The 21,442-nt window shown below is 29.9% G+C and carries 18 protein-coding genes and 1 pseudogene (1 of these 19 running past the window's edge); 4 read left to right on the top strand and 15 right to left on the bottom strand.

What is annotated here, in order from left to right; all coding sequences use genetic code 11:
* Positions 1-5 precede the first annotated feature (5 nt).
* From ABZP37_RS09230 to gmd, 15 genes and pseudogenes are all read right to left on the bottom strand, one after another.
* Complete coding sequence (locus ABZP37_RS09230) at positions 6-1,313, bottom strand: hypothetical protein (protein ID WP_366182403.1); 1,308 nt, start codon at positions 1,311-1,313, stop codon at positions 6-8.
* A gap of 30 nt (positions 1,314-1,343) precedes the next feature.
* The gene (locus ABZP37_RS09225) at positions 1,344-2,603 is read right to left on the bottom strand and encodes a glycosyltransferase (protein WP_366182401.1); all 1,260 of its coding nucleotides are present in this window, start codon (positions 2,601-2,603) and stop codon (positions 1,344-1,346) included.
* A complete protein-coding gene (locus tag ABZP37_RS09220; protein WP_366182399.1) occupies positions 2,590-3,612 on the bottom strand; it encodes a glycosyltransferase family 4 protein in 1,023 nt (340 codons plus the stop codon). Before ABZP37_RS09220 ends, ABZP37_RS09225 begins: the two co-directional genes overlap by 14 nt.
* Positions 3,587-4,198: an acyltransferase gene (locus ABZP37_RS09215; protein ID WP_366182398.1), complete on the bottom strand. Its 612-nt coding sequence runs from the start codon at positions 4,196-4,198 to the stop codon at positions 3,587-3,589. The genes ABZP37_RS09220 and ABZP37_RS09215 overlap by 26 nt, the downstream gene beginning before the upstream one ends.
* The gene (locus ABZP37_RS09210) at positions 4,195-5,286 is read right to left on the bottom strand and encodes an acyltransferase (RefSeq protein ID WP_366182397.1); all 1,092 of its coding nucleotides are present in this window, start codon (positions 5,284-5,286) and stop codon (positions 4,195-4,197) included. Before ABZP37_RS09210 ends, ABZP37_RS09215 begins: the two co-directional genes overlap by 4 nt.
* On the bottom strand, positions 5,280-6,404 hold the full coding sequence (locus tag ABZP37_RS09205) for a glycosyltransferase (protein ID WP_366182396.1): 1,125 nt from the start codon (positions 6,402-6,404) through the stop codon (positions 5,280-5,282). The genes ABZP37_RS09210 and ABZP37_RS09205 overlap by 7 nt, the downstream gene beginning before the upstream one ends.
* Positions 6,405-6,408: 4 nt before the next feature.
* Positions 6,409-7,299, bottom strand: a complete 891-nt coding sequence (locus ABZP37_RS09200; RefSeq protein WP_366182394.1) for a hypothetical protein — start codon at positions 7,297-7,299, stop codon at positions 6,409-6,411.
* A gap of 410 nt (positions 7,300-7,709) precedes the next feature.
* Positions 7,710-8,297: a glycosyltransferase family 4 protein gene (locus tag ABZP37_RS09195; RefSeq protein ID WP_366182392.1), complete on the bottom strand. Its 588-nt coding sequence runs from the start codon at positions 8,295-8,297 to the stop codon at positions 7,710-7,712.
* Between the two features lie 124 nt (positions 8,298-8,421).
* Positions 8,422-8,652 (bottom strand): hypothetical protein, encoded by a 231-nt coding sequence (locus ABZP37_RS09190; protein WP_366182390.1) that lies wholly within the window; start codon positions 8,650-8,652, stop codon positions 8,422-8,424.
* A gap of 117 nt (positions 8,653-8,769) precedes the next feature.
* Positions 8,770-9,864: a glycosyltransferase family 4 protein gene (locus ABZP37_RS09185; RefSeq protein ID WP_366182388.1), complete on the bottom strand. Its 1,095-nt coding sequence runs from the start codon at positions 9,862-9,864 to the stop codon at positions 8,770-8,772.
* Between the two features lie 15 nt (positions 9,865-9,879).
* A complete protein-coding gene (locus tag ABZP37_RS09180; RefSeq protein ID WP_366182387.1) occupies positions 9,880-10,458 on the bottom strand; it encodes an acyltransferase in 579 nt (192 codons plus the stop codon).
* 7 nt (positions 10,459-10,465) lie between these two features.
* Entirely contained in the window at positions 10,466-10,999 is a 534-nt protein-coding gene (locus ABZP37_RS09175; RefSeq protein ID WP_366182385.1) for an acyltransferase, read from the bottom strand.
* Positions 11,000-11,001: 2 nt separating this feature from the next.
* Positions 11,002-11,949 carry a hypothetical protein gene (locus tag ABZP37_RS09170; RefSeq protein ID WP_366182383.1) on the bottom strand — a complete coding sequence of 316 codons (948 nt, stop codon included), beginning with the start codon at positions 11,947-11,949 and terminating at the stop codon, positions 11,002-11,004.
* Entirely contained in the window at positions 11,946-13,226 is a 1,281-nt protein-coding gene (locus tag ABZP37_RS09165; protein WP_366182381.1) for a polysaccharide biosynthesis protein, read from the bottom strand. Before ABZP37_RS09165 ends, ABZP37_RS09170 begins: the two co-directional genes overlap by 4 nt.
* Positions 13,227-13,271: 45 nt before the next feature.
* Positions 13,272-14,397, bottom strand: a pseudogene (gmd, locus tag ABZP37_RS09160) (GDP-mannose 4,6-dehydratase).
* Positions 14,398-15,905: 1,508 nt separating this feature from the next.
* On the opposite strand from gmd, the gene ABZP37_RS09155 reads away from it, so the two are divergent.
* The 4 genes from ABZP37_RS09155 to ABZP37_RS09140 form a co-directional block, all read left to right on the top strand.
* Positions 15,906-16,652 carry a LytTR family transcriptional regulator DNA-binding domain-containing protein gene (locus tag ABZP37_RS09155; RefSeq protein ID WP_366182379.1) on the top strand — a complete coding sequence of 249 codons (747 nt, stop codon included), beginning with the start codon at positions 15,906-15,908 and terminating at the stop codon, positions 16,650-16,652.
* An 844-nt stretch (positions 16,653-17,496) separates the two neighbouring features.
* Positions 17,497-18,249 (top strand): polysaccharide biosynthesis/export family protein, encoded by a 753-nt coding sequence (locus ABZP37_RS09150; protein ID WP_366182377.1) that lies wholly within the window; start codon positions 17,497-17,499, stop codon positions 18,247-18,249.
* A gap of 4 nt (positions 18,250-18,253) precedes the next feature.
* The gene (locus ABZP37_RS09145; RefSeq protein WP_366182375.1) at positions 18,254-20,584 is read left to right on the top strand and encodes a polysaccharide biosynthesis tyrosine autokinase; all 2,331 of its coding nucleotides are present in this window, start codon (positions 18,254-18,256) and stop codon (positions 20,582-20,584) included.
* 664 nt (positions 20,585-21,248) lie between these two features.
* Positions 21,249-21,442, top strand: the 5' portion of a protein-coding gene (locus tag ABZP37_RS09140) for a transposase (protein WP_366182373.1). The gene runs 112 nt beyond the window's last position; the window shows 194 of its 306 coding nt (coding positions 1-194); it begins with the start codon at positions 21,249-21,251; its stop codon lies off the right edge, out of view.

Here is a 21,442-nt window from a genome sequence, read left to right as displayed (position 1 = left end):
TTTAATCAAAATTTGTTCTTTTTTAACGAAGCTATGATCAAACCTCCAATTAGGGTACTAAAACCCAATGAAGTAGGTTGTGCCCATTGTGACTGTAATATAGCTAATGCGCCGAAACTTAATAACAGCCAAGGAAGTATATCTCCATATTTTATTCTCTTGAAAGCCAATAGTGTAACTTTAAAAACAAACAGAACCCGTGTCAAAATAACAACTAATCCCAATAAAACCCCCATTTCTCCTATCAAACGTCCCCATTCACCCTCAGCTATAAGAAAAGTAGCCTTACCAGTTAAAAGCTTACTTCCTACATTTGTCCCCATGCCGATACCATAGCCAAAAAAAGGAATACCATGAGATTCCGTAATAGCCCCAATCATCCCACCTAAAAATCGATCTAGGAAAACTCCTTCTAATCCTCCTTCAATTTTATTGGCCGAAGTAAATCTTTCTATAAACACCTCACTACCAGTTTTAAAAACAGGCAACTGAGTTAAGGCCACAAGTAAAAAAAAAATGGCTACAATTGAAATGAATATACGCCCCAAAAATTTAGGTTGTCGGATAAAAATAAGTAGAGCAAACAAAAAAGTTAACATCACTGCGAAAAATACGGATCTACTAATGGACAAAGGGATTGACAATAGTAAAGCCCCTGTCGCCCCAAGTAAGAGCGAACGATTAATTTTCTGAGGAACTAACCAAAAATAAAAAATAAAAGGGGTAACAAATGCCCAAAACTGAGCGTTACCACTAGTAAAAGAAAAGGTCCCAGGAGGTCTGAAATATCCCATAGCCCCACTAAAACCAGCACCTTCCATATCTCCTCCAACCCCTCTATTTATCCAAGCAGATTGTGGACTAAAAAATTGAAAAGCAATTAACAACAACATTGGAAAACTGATATATATTAGAATACGCCCTAACTTAATAATATCTTGTTTTGAAAATATGTTACCAATAACGAACATTAATGGAAAATGAATCAATAGTATTCGTAACCCAAAAATAGCCACATAGAGATTCTGATGCCCCACGAACATTGCCGCAAAAAATGCGATAAGCCCAACCACAACAATTATGGCAACATAAGTATTTTTCTTTAAGAAACCTCGTTGCAAAGCTACAATTAATATCCAAATGGCTAAAGGATCTCTAACAATTAACAATGGAGTTGCTAAACCAGGTAAAATCCATTTCCTTAACCCGCCTTCAAATAGTAAAAAAAAGAAATACAACCATACACCACGTTTTAAAATACGAATAGAATTTAGTTCCGATTTCTTTAATTCATTTATACTATATGTGTTCATTTGATGATAAAATATTAATGCTTTTAAATACTATTTTAGTATCTTTTTTAATTCTTCCGTAATAGTTGTACTATAATTATTCCAAGTATATTTTTCTGCATGTTCTGCTGCTTTATCTCCCATTTCAATAACTTGATCTCTATTATCAACAAACCATTTTATTTTCTCAGCAATTGCGTTTGGGGAACGAATTGGAACTAAGAAACCTGTTTCCCCTTCAATTACTAAGTCTTCTCCCCCTGTATTTGGAGTTATAATAATAGGTAAACCTTGACTCATTGCTTCTTGCATAACTAATGCTCTACCTTCGACAATAGAAGGAAGACAAAAAACATCACAACTTTGCATTAATTTTAAAACCTCTTCATGAGAACGCCCTGTTTCGTGAGTAAAAGTAGCTAATTGAGAGTAATAAAAATCTATTGGAGCCAACAAAGAACCTAAAACCACAAGCTCAATCTGTTCCCCTTTCAGTAGATTTATTGCAGCAAATAAATCCCCCAACCCCTTTCGTTGCCCCATTGAACCAACAAAAAGAATTCGAAGAGGTCTATCAATATTATTATTGCTTATTTTTTTTTTAGAATTATTTTGTGGTGAACCAAATGGAGATACTATCTTAATTTTATCAGCAGACCAAACAGGCAAAGAATTAATAACAAAGGAACCAGGGCCAATCACCACATCAGCTAATTCCAATTCTCTGCTTTTTCGATCTAATTTAACTTCACTATCAAGTATCCCCCCACCAAGGGTTTTGGCCCAATCTGGCAAGCGTTGTGCCTCTTCTTGCATGAGTTTTCTTCCAGTTTCCCAGTAGGCAATTGGCAAATCATAAATACAAATTAATCCTAGCTCTTTAGCTTTTATGAAGGTTTCCAATGCTCCATCCTCATAAGCATACACAGCTTTAACTCCATTTTTTTTAGCTTTTATTAAATCAGCAGCAACACGTTTATCGATTACTTTATATACACTGTCTACACAAAAAAAACCTTTTTCATGCTCATATAATTTACTAAATCCGACTTTATGAACAACCGTTCTTCCCAGATCCATCCATGGAAAAGTATCACAATAGGTTTCTAAAGCTATATCAAAAGTTCTGCGTCGCAATTCACTAAACGGAGTAAAACCTCCTAACCAGTACCAAAAATTACCTGGATAAGAAGCAATAGAAGTATAAAAACGATATAACATTTTTTGAGAAGCAAATTTACTGGAGATAGCTCGAACATTTGCATTTCCTGTTGGATGAGATAATATTATTTTCATTTTATTTCCTTTCAAAAGCAATTTTGAGCAATTGTAGATACTTACTGGCTACAATTTCTGATGTATGTAAAGTTAAATGTTTTGGCATTTCATTTCTTAATGTTGCAGTAAGTAATGGATCTTTAAGTAATTTTAGCATTTTTTTAACCATATCATCAACATCTCCTCTTTTAAAAATCATACCCGCTTTACCAACTGCATCAGGTAACCCTCCACCATCTGAAACTATTGGTAAACAACCACATGCCATACCCTCTAAAGCAACAATCCCAAAAGGTTCTTCCCATACTGAAGGAACTAATAAAAACTCATGACGGTTTAAGGTATTTACCAAAGCTTCACCTTGCATAGATCCAAAGAAAGTAACTATATTTTCTAAATTTAAAATTTTAACTAATTTTTTTAATTTTATCTCTTCCTCTCCACTTCCAATAATCGATAATGAATAACTAGTTCGATTACTATTATTAATTATAGATAATGCTTTAATTGCTAAATCCGCTCCTTTATCTGAAACTAACCTACCTAAAAAAACGAACTGTTTATCACGTATTATTTCTTTTTTAATTTTAAATAATTCATGTTGGTATGGGTTCCCAATTACAAGAGCTTTATAAAAGGTCTTCTGCCGTAAACTATAACTACAAGCTGTAACTGAAGACGAAAAATTCAAATAATATCTTTTAATATGGTGAGTAATCCCCGTGGATCCATCAGCACTAGTAATCCACGTCTGTAAACCCGTCACCTTTGGACGTCGAACAAAAAACAATGGCCATGCTAAACGCATACAAGGATTATTCTCAAGCACTACATCGGCCCAAATAAATTGCTTAAAAAGAGTTTTAGTTTTAGGTTGACGAAATACTAAGTAAGAACCTTTTTGATTTTCTGTATCTAACGAATGGGTTACTATTCGTACTTCATGACCTGCCTTTACAAACTCTTCAGCGAACATTTTAGATATACTTTCAATTCCTCCAATATCAGGAGAAAATTTATGTGACAATATTAATATTTTCATTTTTAATATATAAAACTTTACATGGGTTTCCAGCAGCTATTGCGTTTGGAGGAATATTTTTTGTTACTACACTATTTGCCTCTATTACAACATTATCACCAATTCTTACACCTTTTAAAACTATTGCATTTAAACCTAACCATACATCATCCCCAATATGGACTTCTTTAGGCTCTCCACTCCGTAAATCTTCTTGATGCCAGTCAAAATCCGTTATAAATGTATTTGCCCCTCCTTTAAAATTGTTGCCTATAGTTATTTTTTTGAAACAACCTATTACTGTTCCACTAAAACCGCTATTATTCCCTATTTCAATAACTGCTTGATCAGAATGAGTACTAATAATACAAGGTCTATTTATACCAATCAGGTTAATATTATCCGATTCAGAAACAAAACGGCAATAATTACCTATTTTGACCATTGAATCTCTTTTTTTCAAAACAAGTATTGTTTTACCATTAAACTTACAATTTTTACCAATTTGAATTTTCCATATAACTTTTGCCTTAAAATAAAATAAAACAGTCCAAAATCCAGTAGTAATTTTAATTCTAATACGTCTTATTAATCTTATATCTATCATGTCTCAAAATCTTTTTTCCCAACTAATTTTAATAAAATTCTATTAAATAATAGTGACCACAATTGCTTTTTTGATTCTAAATACATCCCAACAAAAATACATATTAAAAAGGTAGATAAACTAATTATAAGAAACTGTATATTTAAACCTAACCCTATAGGCATTAAAGATTTGAATAAAATTAATAATGGCCAGTGTAACACATAAATAGGAAAGGTTAAATCTCCAATGGTTCTAAATATTTTTTGGTTTTTTAATATGATCTGAGAACTTTGTACTTTCTTTGTCTTAAGTGGTAGAAACCAAATTGAGATTCCAAAAAAGACACCTACGACGTAATCCGTTATAAATTGACTTGCCCAAAATAATGGATATGTCCCTAACTTGAAAGGAATACTAGAAAAAAAACTCATACACAAAATAGATATCACTAAAAATACAAACACAAAAAACCAAGACAATTTAGTAGATATTATAATTTTTTGTATTCTGAATGCAAGAAAACCAAACATCCAAATAACCATCATTAATAAAATCTTAGGACCAACTAACAAACAAATTAGAAATGGTAAAAAAAAACCTTTCAATCCCTTTTTCTTAAAAAAGAATATACCAAATACAGCATAAAACCAAAACTCATAACCAAGTGACCATATAACTCCATTCATCCTTGGGGCAGCGGATAAAAACCAAATTTCATTTAAATAAAATACGCCTAATATATAGCGAAGTATTTCATTCCCATTATTATAAATTTCGTAAAAACTTGGATTTACTGCCTTAGTTAATAAAGCGCATATCACAGTCAATATTATCGCTGGAAAAAATATTGAATATAGTCGGCTTAATCGTGCAATAGTATATTCTACTATTGTTCGTTTTTTAACAGTCGTAGTATAGGCAATTACATATCCTGATAAAACAAAAAATATCATGACAGCTCCGTGTTGTATATCTCCAATAAAATGACTATTAAAATTCATTTCAAATATAACTTGACAACAATGAGTAACCATCACAACAAACGCACATAAAAATCTTACTATATCAAGATATATACTAGTTTTAACATCAAAGAATTTTACCATAAATCATTTATAAAAAAAGTACCAATCTGTTCTACAGTAAACATGTGTTTATAACTTTGAGCTATTTTTTGTGCATTTTTAATTTCGTTTACATTTGGATTGGTTATAATTGCACCACCCCAATTCTTATCAAAAAATCCAATACCCTCTTCGCTATATTCTTTTGCAATAATAGGTACCGCAACTGGAATTCCATGTGCTAAAAAAGCAGCTGTACTTCCACTTTTGCCAAGGGCATGACGGGGTATGGGAGTAATCCCTATATTACAATTTTTCAACTCAATTGAAATTTCATTATCATCTAAAAAACCAGTACAAGTTACAGTTGTTAATAAAGGACATTTCTTTTTAAATTCTTCTATATATCCTGACATCATATTTTCATTACCTCCAATGATGATCAGTTCAGGAAAAAAACCTAGTTCTTTAAGTCCTACATTAAAAACATTTATAAAATGGATAATTTCAGTAGTTATATCCACCTGACTAAAAAAGGCAAATCTAAAGTTATTACCTGAAATGTTTTGTGAAAAATTAATTGGTGGATTAATATTTGAAAAAAGAGGTAATGGTATTATATTGGATGTTAATTTTTCTAAATTATCCTTGTAAACTGGTAAATGTGTATGAATAACCTGTGGCTTCATTTTTTTTAACAATTGCTTAATAATGACTTGCTGTAAATAGGAGATAACTTTATTTTTAAATGCAACATTTTTTTTTCTACCTATCCATAACTCATGAAACATAATATGCCATAGAAATTTTCCTTTAAGTCGATTTAAAAAAAAGGGCAACCAAAATGGTAAACCTTTTGGATTAAAACCATAAGGTACAAATTGTAAACTCACCCAATCTGGATTTAAAGCTCTTATAGTCTCCTGAGTCCAAGCAAACCTTTGAGTCTGTAACGAATTAATTGAAATACGTGTCACTATAAATGAAAAATCCCCTAAGATTATTGTTTCTTTTACTAAGCCTTCAATATGTTTGTCACATAAAGCTACTATAGCTACTTGATGACCTTTTTTAATTAAAGCACCACAAAGATGTTTTGTATAATCACCTACACCGTCTTTGCCAGATTCAATAGAACTACATAAAAATAAAATCTTCATAAATCTAATTATTTGAATCTATAAAAATAGGATCACAAACAATATGACAACTATTAGATTCTATAGCTTTCATAGCTTCAATATCAATTCGTCGGCCTAAGTTCCAAAACTCGAGCAATTTCTCAGAAGTATACTCTTCACCACAAGGAAAATCGCTATTTTCAATATTAACACGATTTAGTGCGAAATTTATTAGTACTGGGTACTGTAAACAAATTCCATTGCGATATTTAAACATAAACCTATAAGGGCCTAAAGCTTTTTCTAAGGTATTTGGCGCTTTAAACTGAGCTCTTTTTAATAAAAATAAAATTTCTTTAGTATGAAAGATATTTCCGTCTACGGATAGTGGCATAGACCAATAACCAGAAGATTTTATCCAAGAAAAGAAAGACCAAGGTTTAACTGAAAAAGGATATAATGTAGGTGCTGGACTTATAGAGTCACTAGGCTGTGTGTAGTTTATACCGGACCATAACCGGATACTTGGCACATTTTTTTTTAAATTAATGTCATTTAACCATGATATAGAAAAAGGATTGATAAATAAAATATCATCAACTAGAAACATCAATCGTGAAAATTCAACTCCTTGTATAACTTCTATTAAATCTTCTCTAAAATTTTTCTCTTTTACGTGTTCAAAAATTAAATCAGCATTTTTTTCTAAAACTTCTCCATAAGCTTTTTCAAAATTAAGAGAAGACGTTTGCCATTGTACTGTTACCTGGAACTCTCCACTGACACAATGTTTTATTGATCGTAACAAAGCGTCCAATTGCATTGGTCTATCTTTACTAAAAATAATTACACTAAGTCCCTCAGATGAGACAGGAGTCGTTTTAGTAAAAAACAAACCTATCGAATATAGTAATCTTTTATAAATTGGAATCATTAAATTGGAACTGAATTAGAAAATGTTTTTTTTTTTTAATATTGTAGTTAATATAATTTTGAATAAAATTTTTTATTGCCTTATTAAAGCTTCATCTGTTTACATAAAATTCAACTCGCAAGCAGATTTACACAAAATCACCCTAAGAAATGCAAAGTATAATATTAAGATATGTACTACGTAAAGTCTCAAATAATAGATATTATTTGGTGATCAATTATAATATTTTTATAAAAAAATAAAATAGTTTTAATTATAGAATTAAGCATAATAGAGTAATTCTCCCAAGTTAATTCACTAACTTTTTGTTTGCCATTGAAAGCTAAATCCTCCCTAAATTCTTTGTTTTCAATCAATAAATCTAATGCATTAACAATAGTTTCTTTACTTATTTTATTCAATATTATTCCTTATTGTCCATTTATAATCTCTGCAGCATAACCCGTTGGTCCTGAAATTAAAGCACAACCACAATACATGGCTTCTGCTACTACTAAACCAAAACTTTCACTTAGGGATGGAAATAAAAAAATAGAAGATTGTCCATATAAATTCATTAATTCTTTTTTATCCTCAACAAAGGGTATTACTTCTATTTGATTTAAGAAATCACTAAAACATTCTAGAACCTCAAAATTTTCCCCAACTCCAATAATTCTAAATTTATAATTTTTATGTTTTTGCAAAATTATTTTCATAGCCTCTACCATTGGATAAATACCTTTTCTACTTATCCAAGAACCACAATACGTAATAATATTTTCACTTTGAAAAGGAATTCCATTATTGAAATAAACTTCGGGTAATGCGAGGTTATTATAAAATACCTTTTTATTATCCAGACCTAAATTATTTATAAGAAAATTACACTCAGATTTTGAAACTGTTATAACTTTATCAACTGAAGTATAACAATACATAAAAAAAAAGGATAAATCAAAATGAAACCATTTGTTCTTTTCTTCATTTATACTATTATTCTTTAAATTTTCACTCACTAATAGTTCTAAACCGTTAGAATGTAAAATTATTGAGGATTTGGTTCTAAATATCTTTTTTAATAAAAAAACTGCTAAAAATGATTCTGCACCATAAAAAATAAAAAGATCATATTGTTTAATTTTATGTGTAATTAACCGCCATACCAAGCATAATTCTATAAATTCTAGCTCTACTTTTCAAGAACTTAAATACTAAAATTTCTTCATCTGAAACTAAATCAACCTGATGTCCCTGCTTAACTAAACATCTAGTGGTATTTAAGATAACATATCCAGATCCTTGAGATTCTTCTAATGGGCAATTACTTAAAGTTAAAATTTGCATGTTTAAAAATATTTTATTTTCGTTCACCTATTTTTTTTTGCGGGAACTCCTGCCCAAATTTCATTTGAAGGAATTGCTTTTGTATCAACTGCACCTGTTATCCGATATAAATATGATAATTTGACAAGGAAAACATTCTAAAAACTAAACCGTTTTCATTATACTATTAAGTCGAATAGAATAATTACTCCAAGTCAATTCACTGACCTTTTGTTGACCATTGAAAGCTACTTCCTTCCTAAACTTCTCATTACAGATAAATAAATCTAGTGCCTTAATGATATTTTCTTTACTGATTTTATTTAATATTATTCCTTCTTTTTTATTTATGATTTCTGCTGCATATCCTGTTGGCCCGCAAACTACTGCACAACCACAATACATTGCTTCAACAACTACTAAACCAAAGCTTTCAGTAAGTGAGGGAAATAAGAATATTGAGCATTCGCTATATAAATTCATAAGCAAAACTTTATCCTCAACAAATGATATGATTTCAATTTGTTCTTTAACTTCATCACAGAAAAAATCGCTTACAACAAAATTTTCACCGACCCCAATCATCCTAAATCTATAATTTGAATGTTTTTTTAATACCGAATTTATTGCTTCAGCCATAGCTGGCGCACCTTTGTCAATTGTCCATCTACCACAATATGCTATAATATCTTGTTTTTCATTAGTGATTTCTGTTTCAAAATAAATAGCTGGTAAAGCGAGGTTATTATAAAATACTTTATCACTTTTCAATCCTAATCTATTTATAGCAAATTCTTTTTCAGATTTTGACACTGTTATAATTTTATCAACAGTATTATAACAATACTTATAGGACATGGACAAATCAAAATGAAACCATTTTTTCTTTTCTTGGTTAATTCTATGTTTTTTTATATTATCACTTACCATTAACTCCAAACCATTAGAATGCAATATCAACAAGGATTTCGTTCTAAATAACTTTTTCAACAAGAAAACTGCTAAAAATGATTCAGCACCATAAAAAATAAAAAGGTCATATTTTTTTATTTTATGTGTAATTAACCACCAAGCCATACCAAGCATAATTCTATAAATTCTAGCTCTGCTTTTTAAAAATTTAAACACGATAATCTCTTCCTCAGAAACTAAATCAACTTCATGACCTTGGTCTACTAAACATCTAGCTGTATTTAATATTACATATCCAGAGCCTTGAGACTCCTCTAATGGACAATTGCTTAAAGTTAAAATTCGCATATTATAAACTCTTATTTATTTTCGTTTACCAATTTTTTTTGCTGGTACACCAGCCCAAATTTCATTTGAAGGAATACTTTTAGTAACAACAGCCCCTGCAGCAACAACAGCTCCTTTCCCTATATTTACCCCTTTCAGCACAATAACATTACATCCTAACCAAACATACTCTTCAATCACAATAGGTTTTTCAATTGGGCTTTGTCCATTCATCACTGAATCAAGTGCAATACCATGATCGTGGTCTATAAATTTACAACCTGAAGCAATCATTGCAAATTGTTTTATTTCAATTTTACTACTAATATTAAATTCACATCCAAAACCTAAAAAAACATCATTCTCGATTATAATAGAGGGTTCTTTAGACCAAATACCATCATATTTAAAATTAATATTGTGTTCCAAAATACAATTTTTGCCTAGAAAAACTTTGTGTGGCCAAGTAGTATAAATTTTAGGGACATTTACACCAGTTGCAATTCTCATCCCCTGTATTTGCAATAGCTTTTTTCTAAAAAAACTAGCTATTTTTTTTAAATATCTAAATCGAAGAACAAAAAATGATTGCTGAGTAAAATAAGTAAACTTCATTTAAAACCTATTGGAATAAGCGTTTATAATTTGCTGTATAATCAAATTTTTCAGGGCGAATTTTAATAAATTTTGCTGGAATCCCACCCACAACTACAAGTGCTTCTACATTCTTAGTAACAACGGAACCTGCCGCTATAATGGCACCTTTATTAATATTTACTCCTGGTAAAATCATTGCTCGTGTACCAATCCACACATAATCATCAATATACACATTTTTTTCGCGATTAACAACACCAAGAAGATCTTCATTATGGTCTGCCGTTAAAAGGATTACATCTTCTGAAATGGAGACATTATTCCCTATTTCTAGTCCCCCCCTAGAATCAAGACGGCAATTTGCATTAATAACAGAATTATTGCCTATTGTTAACCCTTTTGCACAATCAAATTTACAATCCATAAAAATAGTACTTCCTTTACCTATGTGAAAATCCATTATGTTTTTATAAAACCAAAGTCTAACTCTATGACTTGGAATATGACAAATCAAATGATTACAAATATATAAGCGAAATTCAGAAAAAAATCTTTTCATAATTAGTTTTTTCTATAAAAACGACCAATAAAAGAAGCTATTTTAATACTTAAAATTTTTAATTTGGTTATTCTTTTTTCAAAAGTAACTATAGGTTCTCCCACATTTTGCCAAAAAACTTTATCAGGCAAAGAAGGAGGTATTCCTTTTAAAGCCGATAAAACAAAAGATTTATTCCATGGTTTAGACCTACCAATTGCATGTGACATTGTAAAACCACCATGAATAAAATCCATTGCTTCTGGCCCCATTTCAGATAAGGGTACAGAACAACACATCGCTGCAATATTCAAAGCATCTTGATCTTTTGCGGAAAAAGGATCAGTCCTGCTAGTGAAATTTAAATTTATGACATCTACATTATACTTATTTTTAGAAAGATGTACGAATTTAGAATATTTCTCAACAAATTGAATGTTTTTTTTCCTTAATCCAACAAAACCCGCATTTATATATGATGTAACATCATTACATACTTTCTCATTATTATCTTCTATTATTCCCTTCCACATACCACGGATAGGATGATTAATAGGCATGTCATTAGAACTAATTTCATGAACTAATGCAACACCATGATCTACCCAATTTTCAAAAAAACTCCAATTACACTTAATAATAATATCTGGATCAAAATAAAATATTGCATCTGCATCATAAGCAATACTATTCCATAATTCTATAATAAAATCAGGTTTATAATTTGTCATATGATAATCAAAAGTAATAGGTAAGAAATTTACAATTAAGTCATCTGTTATAATTAATCGGCTGGCATTTTCCCATTTCAAATCAATATTTTTATCTGCTTTACATGTCCATTCTGGAAGTTCTCCACGATAACCTACACAAACTTCACCTCGAAATCCATTTTTGAATAAAGAATTTATTAAAACTGCAACACCATGATGGTAATTCCCTTCAAAAAGGGTACAAACTACTGATTTCATTTATTAAATATTATTTTTTTTAGACAATAACCACTATTTATAACTACCTGAGTTATAGCTATAAAAATATTAAAAATTAACACTCCATATAAAGTTGATACATTAAATAAAAATGCACCAATAACTACAGCCATTAAGCTAATTGTAATTGAAAACAGAGGATTAATTGCCCATCCCCTACTAGTATAAAGCGAAAAATAAACACCTGCTATAAGGTTAAAATAGCTTCCAATTATACTCAATAGAAATTCCCGCTGTAGTCCCAAATAATTTTTCCCTAACACACATAATATTTGATCTGGAAAAATATAAACAATTGCAACAATAACAATCATAAACAAAAACAAGAGTAACATAATCTGAAAATAATGCTTTAATAGAAGATTCCTGTTTTCTGATAACCGTGCAAAACGTGGTATAATTAATGTCCCTATCAAAACACTTAAAAGTGAAAGTAACATTGACAACCGCCCTAAGGCACCTAGTTGCGCAACCGAACTAGAGTTTCCAAAAAAAGAAATCAACCAGATCGTTATTTGACCTGAAACACAAAAATAGATGGCTCCGGGTAAAATCCTTTTCACCATTTGTAAAATATCTTTCTGTATTACTGGATCTGATTGTTGCTTTATATCAACAAATTTATATGCTATTTTACGTAATTTAATATTTCCATAAATACGAGATAAACCACTAGCTAATATGGCAACAAAAGTCCAAGGAAAAATAAATACAGTTAATACAGTAAGTAAGAGTCGCCCCAGTCCTACCAAAACCTGATTTTTTTGTAAAGGTAAAATATCCTGATGTAATTTTGGTACAATTTCCAATAATGAATCGGATAAAGCTGCGAAAAAAGCAGGGACTAAAGAAATTACAATAAGAAAAGTAGTCAACTCAGAAGCACCATTATGCAATAATAAGTAAATTAATATGGGACTAGCAATTATCAGGCTTCCTATAGCAAACTTACGTCTTAAATCTAGTCCTGTTGCTAAAACTGCACCTAACTTTTCTTTGTCTTGCCATACTTTAGCACCTTGAGACATTACACCTGTAGATATTCCTCCATCAGCCAAAACAGTCATGGTTCCTAACATGGTATTAGCCAAAGTATACAGAGCATATTCTTCAATTGGTAATAAGCGTATAATCAAAATCCCCGATAGAAAACCTACAGCTTGTACTATGATTTGAGCAGAACCCGTAATGCTAATTAATTTCCCCCAATGAAGTACTTTATCATACTGTGGATGTGATTTTATTTTATTTAGCATTGGTAAAACTGTAACTTCAATAAATCGTTACTTAAAAAGATTTTCTTATTCAAAATAATTGAGTGTTGTGTATCCATTATCCTTTAAAAACTGATCTTTCTTCATCAATTTAAGGTCGGATTGCATCATGTCTTTTACTAAATCAGCCAAGTCGTATTTACATTCCCAACCTAACTTTGTTTTTGCTTTTGTAGGGTCCCCTATTAATAAATCAACTTCCGTTGGTCTGAAATATTTAGGATCAACTGCAAGAACTTCTTTTCCAATTTCTATTTGGAATTCAGGGTTGTTGCATGCTTTAACAAATGCTTTCTCATCAACTCCTACTCCTGTAAACTCTAATTCAATTCCTACTTCAGCAAAACTCATTCTAACAAACTCTCTAACTGGAGTGGTTGTCCCTGTAGCGATAACCCAGTCCTCTGCTTCTTCCGCCTGTAAAATCATCCACATCATACGAACGTAATCTTTGGCATGTCCCCAGTCTCGTTTAGCATCTAGATTTCCTAAGTAAAATTTATCTTGTAATCCTAGAGCAATTCTAGAAGTCGCTCTGGTTATTTTACGGGTTACAAAAGTTTCCCCGCGAATAGGTGATTCATGGTTAAACAAAATTCCATTACAGCCATACATACCGTAAGCCTCTCTATAATTTACTGTAATCCAAAACGCATACATCTTAGCTACTGCATAAGGGGAACGTGGATAAAAAGGAGTCGTTTCTGATTGCGGTACTTCCTGTACTTTATCGTACAACTCAGAAGTAGAAGCTTGGTAAATACGGGTCTTTCTCTCCAGTCCTAACAAACGTACTGCATCAAGAATACGCAATGTTCCCAATCCATCTGCATTACCAGTATATTCGGGAGTTTCGAATGAAACTGCAACGTGACTCATCGCTGCCAAATTATAAATTTCGTCCGGTGCTATCTCTTTGATTAAACGAATTAAATTAGTACTATCGGTCATGTCCCCATAATGTAAAAAGAAATTACGGTTGTCCACATGTGGATCTTGATACAAATGGTCAATTCTATCAGTGTTAAATAAAGAAGAACGTCTTTTTAATCCGTGAACAATATATCCTTTTTTTTAATAAAAATTCACTTAAATAAGCTCCATCTTGACCTGTAACCCCTGTAATAAATGCCACTTTTGCTTGTGTAGTCATATTTTATTATTCGTTGTTCGTGTTTTATAGTATTTGACATTGTAATTAATATGTTTTATAAAACTACTCTTTAAAAGAGTTCTAAGTAAAAGCTTCTTTTCTTAATCCCATCTTCCATTAATAGTTCGAGCAAGCATTTACTGAATGACAGCCGAACGATTTGATCTATTAAAAAAGAAATAAAAGCATCTATAGTTAGAGGTCTCTTTTTTTTTTATATAAAAATTACATTTTTAATAATTTTATATAAACGCTTATATCATATTTGAATTCAATTAAAAATCTAGATTAATAAGTAAGTAATCTAATACTTATTTATGATGAAATTCAGGGACAAAACAGCCATTTTAGGCTGTTTTTACAACGGCTCCGCCAAATGAATCACATTTGTGAAACATTAATAAAAAAACACTTTCAAATAATTAAAAATAACTACAATTATTTCAACAACGAAACTTAAAAAAGACTTAGTAAATCAGTAACCTAGACGCATTATCGATCTTAAATACCCAACAACGTTTATAATTTCCACCTTATCATTCCTGAGTTAAAAAAAAAAAACATTTTCACCTTATTAGAAATTTATACAAAAAAAATAGTATTTAACTAAAGGCACTTCAAGTGATTTCTTCGCATCAGTCCATTATATCGTTTTGAAAATCATCGGGCAATACAGTTCATTACCAATTCTTTGTAAATATCTAAACAACTTTTCCCCCAGTTTAAGTGTAGAATAAATTACGAATCACAACATTATTATATATTAAAACAATTGGCGCGAAATTAACATATAATAAAACCAATAACTAAACAATAGCTATTATTTGATTAAATGTAGTAGTTTTAAAAATAACTGTCATCTTAATTACTATAAGTGCTAAAAAATAAAAATCACTACTACTTATATATTTGAAAGAAAAAAAACACACAAATATTAGGCGATCAATTTTAACAAATCTAATGCAGTACCATCATAATAAATTGTATTTATATAAAATAAATCATTTTTAAAATAAATTGATGTACTAATAATCGTCTTAACCACCAAGGTTTTTCATTATATTTGGCAGACCAATTCGTTGTTGAGCAACAACAAGAGTTGACATTACATCACAGTAACAAATGTTTTAAGCATTTAAAATCATAAAACTATTTATTATAATTAAGTTTTGATGATTATTTTTTATCCGTTAGAATGATTCGCACTGGGAAAAAAAGTCCGAAAATAATTATTCCTTTAAGCCTAAAGGTTTCAAGGTACATGTTATATATAACTGATTTATAATTAACACCGAAGCTATACAACGAACGATTAATATTAATTAAACAATATAAAGTAACAACTATTACTAGCCATTTAAATACATTAAAATGAGACCTATAAAGTTAAAAAACACCTAACTATATAACCAACAAAAAACAATCTCCTCTATAAAAAAAGGACCAAAAACTTTTCAAAATTACGATACATTTAATTGAGCTTCATAAATAACTATAATTAAAAAAGAATGAATTTATCAGTATTAATAATAGACGATAAAAAAGACGAAAATAAAATTTACCCTTTACTAAATACAATCCCGAATGCTATTTTAACAATTGATTATTGTGATAAATTCACTGATGCAGATAAAAAATATCAAACAAAATATTACCATTTGATTGTAATCAATATATCCAATTTCATAGAAGAATCATTACATTTCCTAAAAAATAAAGTTAAAAATAATTCTAAAATAATTATTTTAAGTAATTCAGAAAACCATGCCTTAAAATTTTTAAAATGTAATATTAGCGACTATATATTATTGCCAATAGATACTGGTGAATTCATGATTTCATTAATAAAAACAATATATACAATTCAACAAAAGTCGAATACTTTAGAAAATGTGAGACCGGTAAATAATTATCAAAATTTCATAACTATCACGTCTACAAAAAAAATTGAATTAATAAAAACAAAAAAAATTGTGCATTTTGAAGCAGACGGTAGATATACTATCGTGCATTTGGACAATGGAACCACTAAAATGGCAACGAGGAATCTTGGCGAATTTCAAAAAATATTAAACCCAGAAATATTTTGTCGCATTCACCATAAATATATAATTAGTATCGATAAACTAATGAACGTCATTAAATCTGATGGTTGCTACTGTGAAATGGAAAACAATAAAATTGTTCCAGTCTCTAAAAGAAAATTAGACGATTTGAATAAAATTTTAAACGTTAATCAGGCATTAATTCCTTGATGAATAAAATCAAACGAGCATAACTCCTAAACACATTAAAATAATTACACAGGAGTACAGTACAACAAATCGAATGCGCATTCCTACCTCAATACAAAAAATAGTTAAATAGGATAACTCTTTTATCTTAATCCCATTTTTAAATACAACCTTTCAAATTGTATACAAATGAAAGGATCATTTTAATAATTAATGCTAAACCAACAAATAAAAAACCTATGACGAGTTATTAATAAATATCTCAAAAGTTCTCGACTAATTTATCCTAATTCAAGAGTATTAATATAATCGAACCCTTTTTAACATCCAATTATGTTGATTTGATTAGGATACTAATTAACGCTGTAAAAAAAAACCACATAATCAATTTTGAAATTGATATGAGTTATTTTATTAAGTTTATCCGTTGAATCATAAATACATTGGTAATTTATATAAATAACAATAACTTGGATACTACAGTAAAATGAAATTTATTAAAATTAACTCCATCACTAAAATAAAAACACTAGGTTCAAATAAGATATACATAAACAACTAAACTGCAATAATTTAACTACAAAAAAATAAGCTTTTTTTTTAAAATCTATAAATTAATAATTAACATAAAACGTGGGATGTAATTCTTCTATTGTTTGATTTACTTTACCAAAACCAAAACCACTTATCCCATCATTTAATACACTTATTACTTTTAAAACAATCTCGGTTTAATTTGTACTACTTTTGTCGCAAATTTAAAATTGAAGAATCATTAAATTTGATATTTATAATGTAATATTGACTATAAATATTTCCAACATTACATTATGACTTTAAACTATAATACACCAAATTAAATATAATGAAACAAAAAGCGATGTCAACTAGTCTTAAATTACTACTCGTCTTTATAGTCACTAATACTTTTTTTTCTTGTTCTACAAAAAAGGATATATTGTACTTTCAAAATTCGGAGCAAAAGAATTACCAGCAAGCAATCAGAATCGATAAAAACATCAATATTGATGACATCTTAAGTGTCAAAATTTATTCTTTAGATATTGAATCTTCAGCACCCTACAATTTAGCCTCTATTACAGATGTAGGTTATTTAGTAGATAATTCTGGAAAAATCACTTTGCCTGTATTAGGACTTATCACAGTAATCGATAAATCAACTGAAGAACTAGAATTATTTTTGACCAATAAATTAATTACACAAGGGCATTTGAAAAACCCAACTGTAGTTGTTCGATTATTAAATTCAAAAATAACTGTTTTAGGAGAAGTGAACACGCCTGGTACTTACAATTTTACAGAAAAAAATATAACCTTATTACAAGTCATAGGATTAGCTGGCGATCTTACTATTAACGGAAGGAGAAATGACATCATGCTGATTCGTCAAGAAAACGATGAAAAAAAAATCATTCATATTGATCTGACGTCAACCGATTGGTTTAGCTCACCCTATTACTATATCAAACCAAACGATGTAATCATTGTAAATCCAAACGAGGCTAAGATTAAATCTGCCGGACTGATCTCAAGTCCTAGTGCTTTACTTTCAATAGTGTCTATATTGTTAACAAGTTTTTTACTTATCAAATTTTAAATTAATGGAAAATGAATTCGGTTTTGACAATCAAATTGCAACAAAAAATTTAGTCTTCAAATATTTAAAGTATTGGAAATTATTTGCCGTGACGACCTTTATAGCACTCGTCTCCATGACTATTTACTTAAGATATACTAAGAATATCTATAGTATTGAATCTAAAATAAAAATTCTGGATGACAGTAAAACCTCCCTTATGCCTAAGGATGCCGCAGATTTGTGGTCTGGTTCAAAAGTGAACTTAGATAATGAAATTGAAGTGATTACCTCCAGGAAAATTTTAGAGCCGGTAGTAAGTGATTTAAATTTAACGACGAAATATTACCATGAGGGAAAGTTTGTTAATACTGAATTATGGAATATCCCTATCATAATAAAACCATTAGAAAATAAAGATTTTCCACCCATTGAATTTCAGATTGAAATAACCAAACAAGGATATACTATAAAGACTGACGGAAAAACGATTGAGGTAAAAGGTCAATATGCCACTACAAAAATTAATAACCAAAAAATTCAAATTAAACCCAACCCTAATTACGATAATATCAATAGTGAATTAGCCTACCGTGTAGCTATTATACCGACTAAAAGTGCTGTTAATATGCTTTCCGATAAATTAAATGTGACTACGAATGGAAAAAGTGACAGCGAAATATTAATAGTAGGTATAGAAGATGAGAATTTTGAAAAATCAGTAGCTGTTGTTAATAAAATCATTGAAATATTTAATGAAGATGGTATCAACGACCGACAGTTAGTCTCTAAAAGAACCATTGATTTTATTCATGACCGTTTCAAATATCTAAGCCTAGAACTAGACAGTATTGAGAATAAAAAGAAACAATTTAAACAATCTAATAATTTAAGTTTTATTCAGGCGGATGTTACTTTGGACATGGAAAAAAAGGCGGCATCAGAATCAGAACTTTTTAAAGTAGAAACTCAATTAGCGCTATCCAATTTATTAAAAGATGCCATTGATGACAAAAACATGACCAACATTCTGCCTGCCAATCTAGGACTGGAAAATGAAATTATCAACACATTAATCGCGGAATTCAATGTTTTAGTGATTGAACGTGATAAATTATTTAAAACAGCTGGAAGCCAAAATCCAACTTTAATAGGATTAGATTCCAAAATAGGAATGGTAAAAAACAATATCAAACAATCAATTTCAACCTATTCTAAGCAATTAAAAATTAGTCTGTCCCAACAGGAAAAAGAGTTCAATAACGCTAATAGACTGATTACTAAAATCCCTAGTGATGAACAATTTCTAAGAGGAATTGAACGACAACAAAAAATTAAAGAAGAACTATATTTATTATTATTACAAAAAAGAGAAGAGTCGGCTATCGCTTTTGCAATTACCTCACCCTCTCTAAAAGTAATTGATTTTGCAAATGGAAGTAAAAACCCTATTTCACCAAAGAAATCTAATTTTTATCTTATAGCACTAATGTTAGGCCTGCTATTACCATTTTGCGGACTATATCTATATTTCACTTTTGATACCAAAATAAAATCTAAAGATGAAGTTGAATTTCAAATTTCAAACATTCCAGTTGTCGCTGAAATCCCTTATTTTGAAGATAAACCAATCTTTAAAAACAAAGACGAGCGTTCGATACACTCTGAAATTTTCAGAATTTTATCCTCCAACATTAACTTTTCGTTACCACTTAATGAAAACAAATTAGGAAAAGTGATATTGGTAACCTCTTCAATAAAAGGAGAGGGAAAAACATATATCTCTTCTAATTTATCTTTGGCATTAGCGAGTTATAATAAAAAGGTATTGATTATAGGTGCGGATATGAGGAAGCCAAAACTTAAAGAAGCTTTCTATATGGAAGATAATAATAAAGGTTTGTCTACTTATTTGCATGAAATTGATACTAATTGGAAAGACCTATTAGTCACAAAAAATCCATACAATAATGATTTACACCTATTGTTTACAGGTATCATCCCTCCTAATTCATCAAATTTACTCTCAAATGGTAGGTTAGAGACGTTGTTGAATGAAGCTAAGAAAGAATACGATTACATTATTATAGATTCAGCGCCTACAATCTATGTTAATGATACATTTCTAATTTCTAATTTAGTTGATTTAACAGTCTATACAACCCGTTATAACTATACAGAGAAACAGTTAATTCGATATTCGACTGATTTAATGGTCAAAAATAAATTAAAAAACGTTGTTTATGTATTAAATGGAATGCAAGGCAAAGCTAATTTTAACTATGGTTATGGCTATGGTTATGGAGAAGATATAGAGCCTGTAAAAAAACACTGGTCAAAAAGATGGTTCTCTTAAAAAACTGTCGTTATAATTTAAAAAAAGGCTTATACAATTATTTATGTATAAGCCTTTTTTAGTTAATAGATATACAGCCTAATATTGAACTGTAGTTGGCTTTATTTAGATCAATCTCAAAAATTGAAGAGACACATATTTCCGGGATGTACCGTTAAAAAATAAGTCTTAAAAAAGTATCTAGAACTGCTGAAAATCATAGTTACTTAATTAACCGTAAAACTTTGACTTTATTGAAACCTAGATTGAACAAGAGAAAACACAACTCTACTTCGGAGAGAAAAGGTACAACTTCCAAAAGAACATCACAATCATCAACTTATTCCTAAAAGATCCTTAAATGAAATCACTATTCAAGATTTCACTTTGAGAAGTAATTCGGTTTATTTACATATTAAACGACGAAGATGGACTGATAAAGAATCTCAAGCAATAATTAAACGTGATTGGAATAGTATAGCACAAGGAACCCGCATGACTCAAGAATTTGCGGATTTTTTAAAAGAGATTAATAGATACTAAAGCAAATGATTGTCAAACTATTGACTTCTTCTTTGGAATCAACGGAAAGAAACTACAACGACAATATAAAAAACATCTCAGTAATTTTACTACCTGGAATCAAAGACAGCAATCTAGTGAATGGTTATTATTCCCCGAAAATATGGGGCAATATTTATCTATTGATGAAGTCAATTTATCAATAAGCGAACTCTATACTGTGGTGACAAATAAAGCTGCTAAAGGTCAAAAAGGAGCAATAGTAGCAGGGACAAAAGCCGAGACAGTGATCAATCATCTCCAAAAGATAAGTTCTGTTAAACGAAACCAAGTTGTGGAAATCACACTTGACATGGC

The organism is Flavobacterium ovatum, from assembly GCF_040703125.1.
GTDB classification, from domain to species: Bacteria; Bacteroidota; Bacteroidia; order Flavobacteriales; family Flavobacteriaceae; genus Flavobacterium; species Flavobacterium ovatum.
This window is presented reverse-complemented; position numbering and strand designations above follow the sequence as displayed.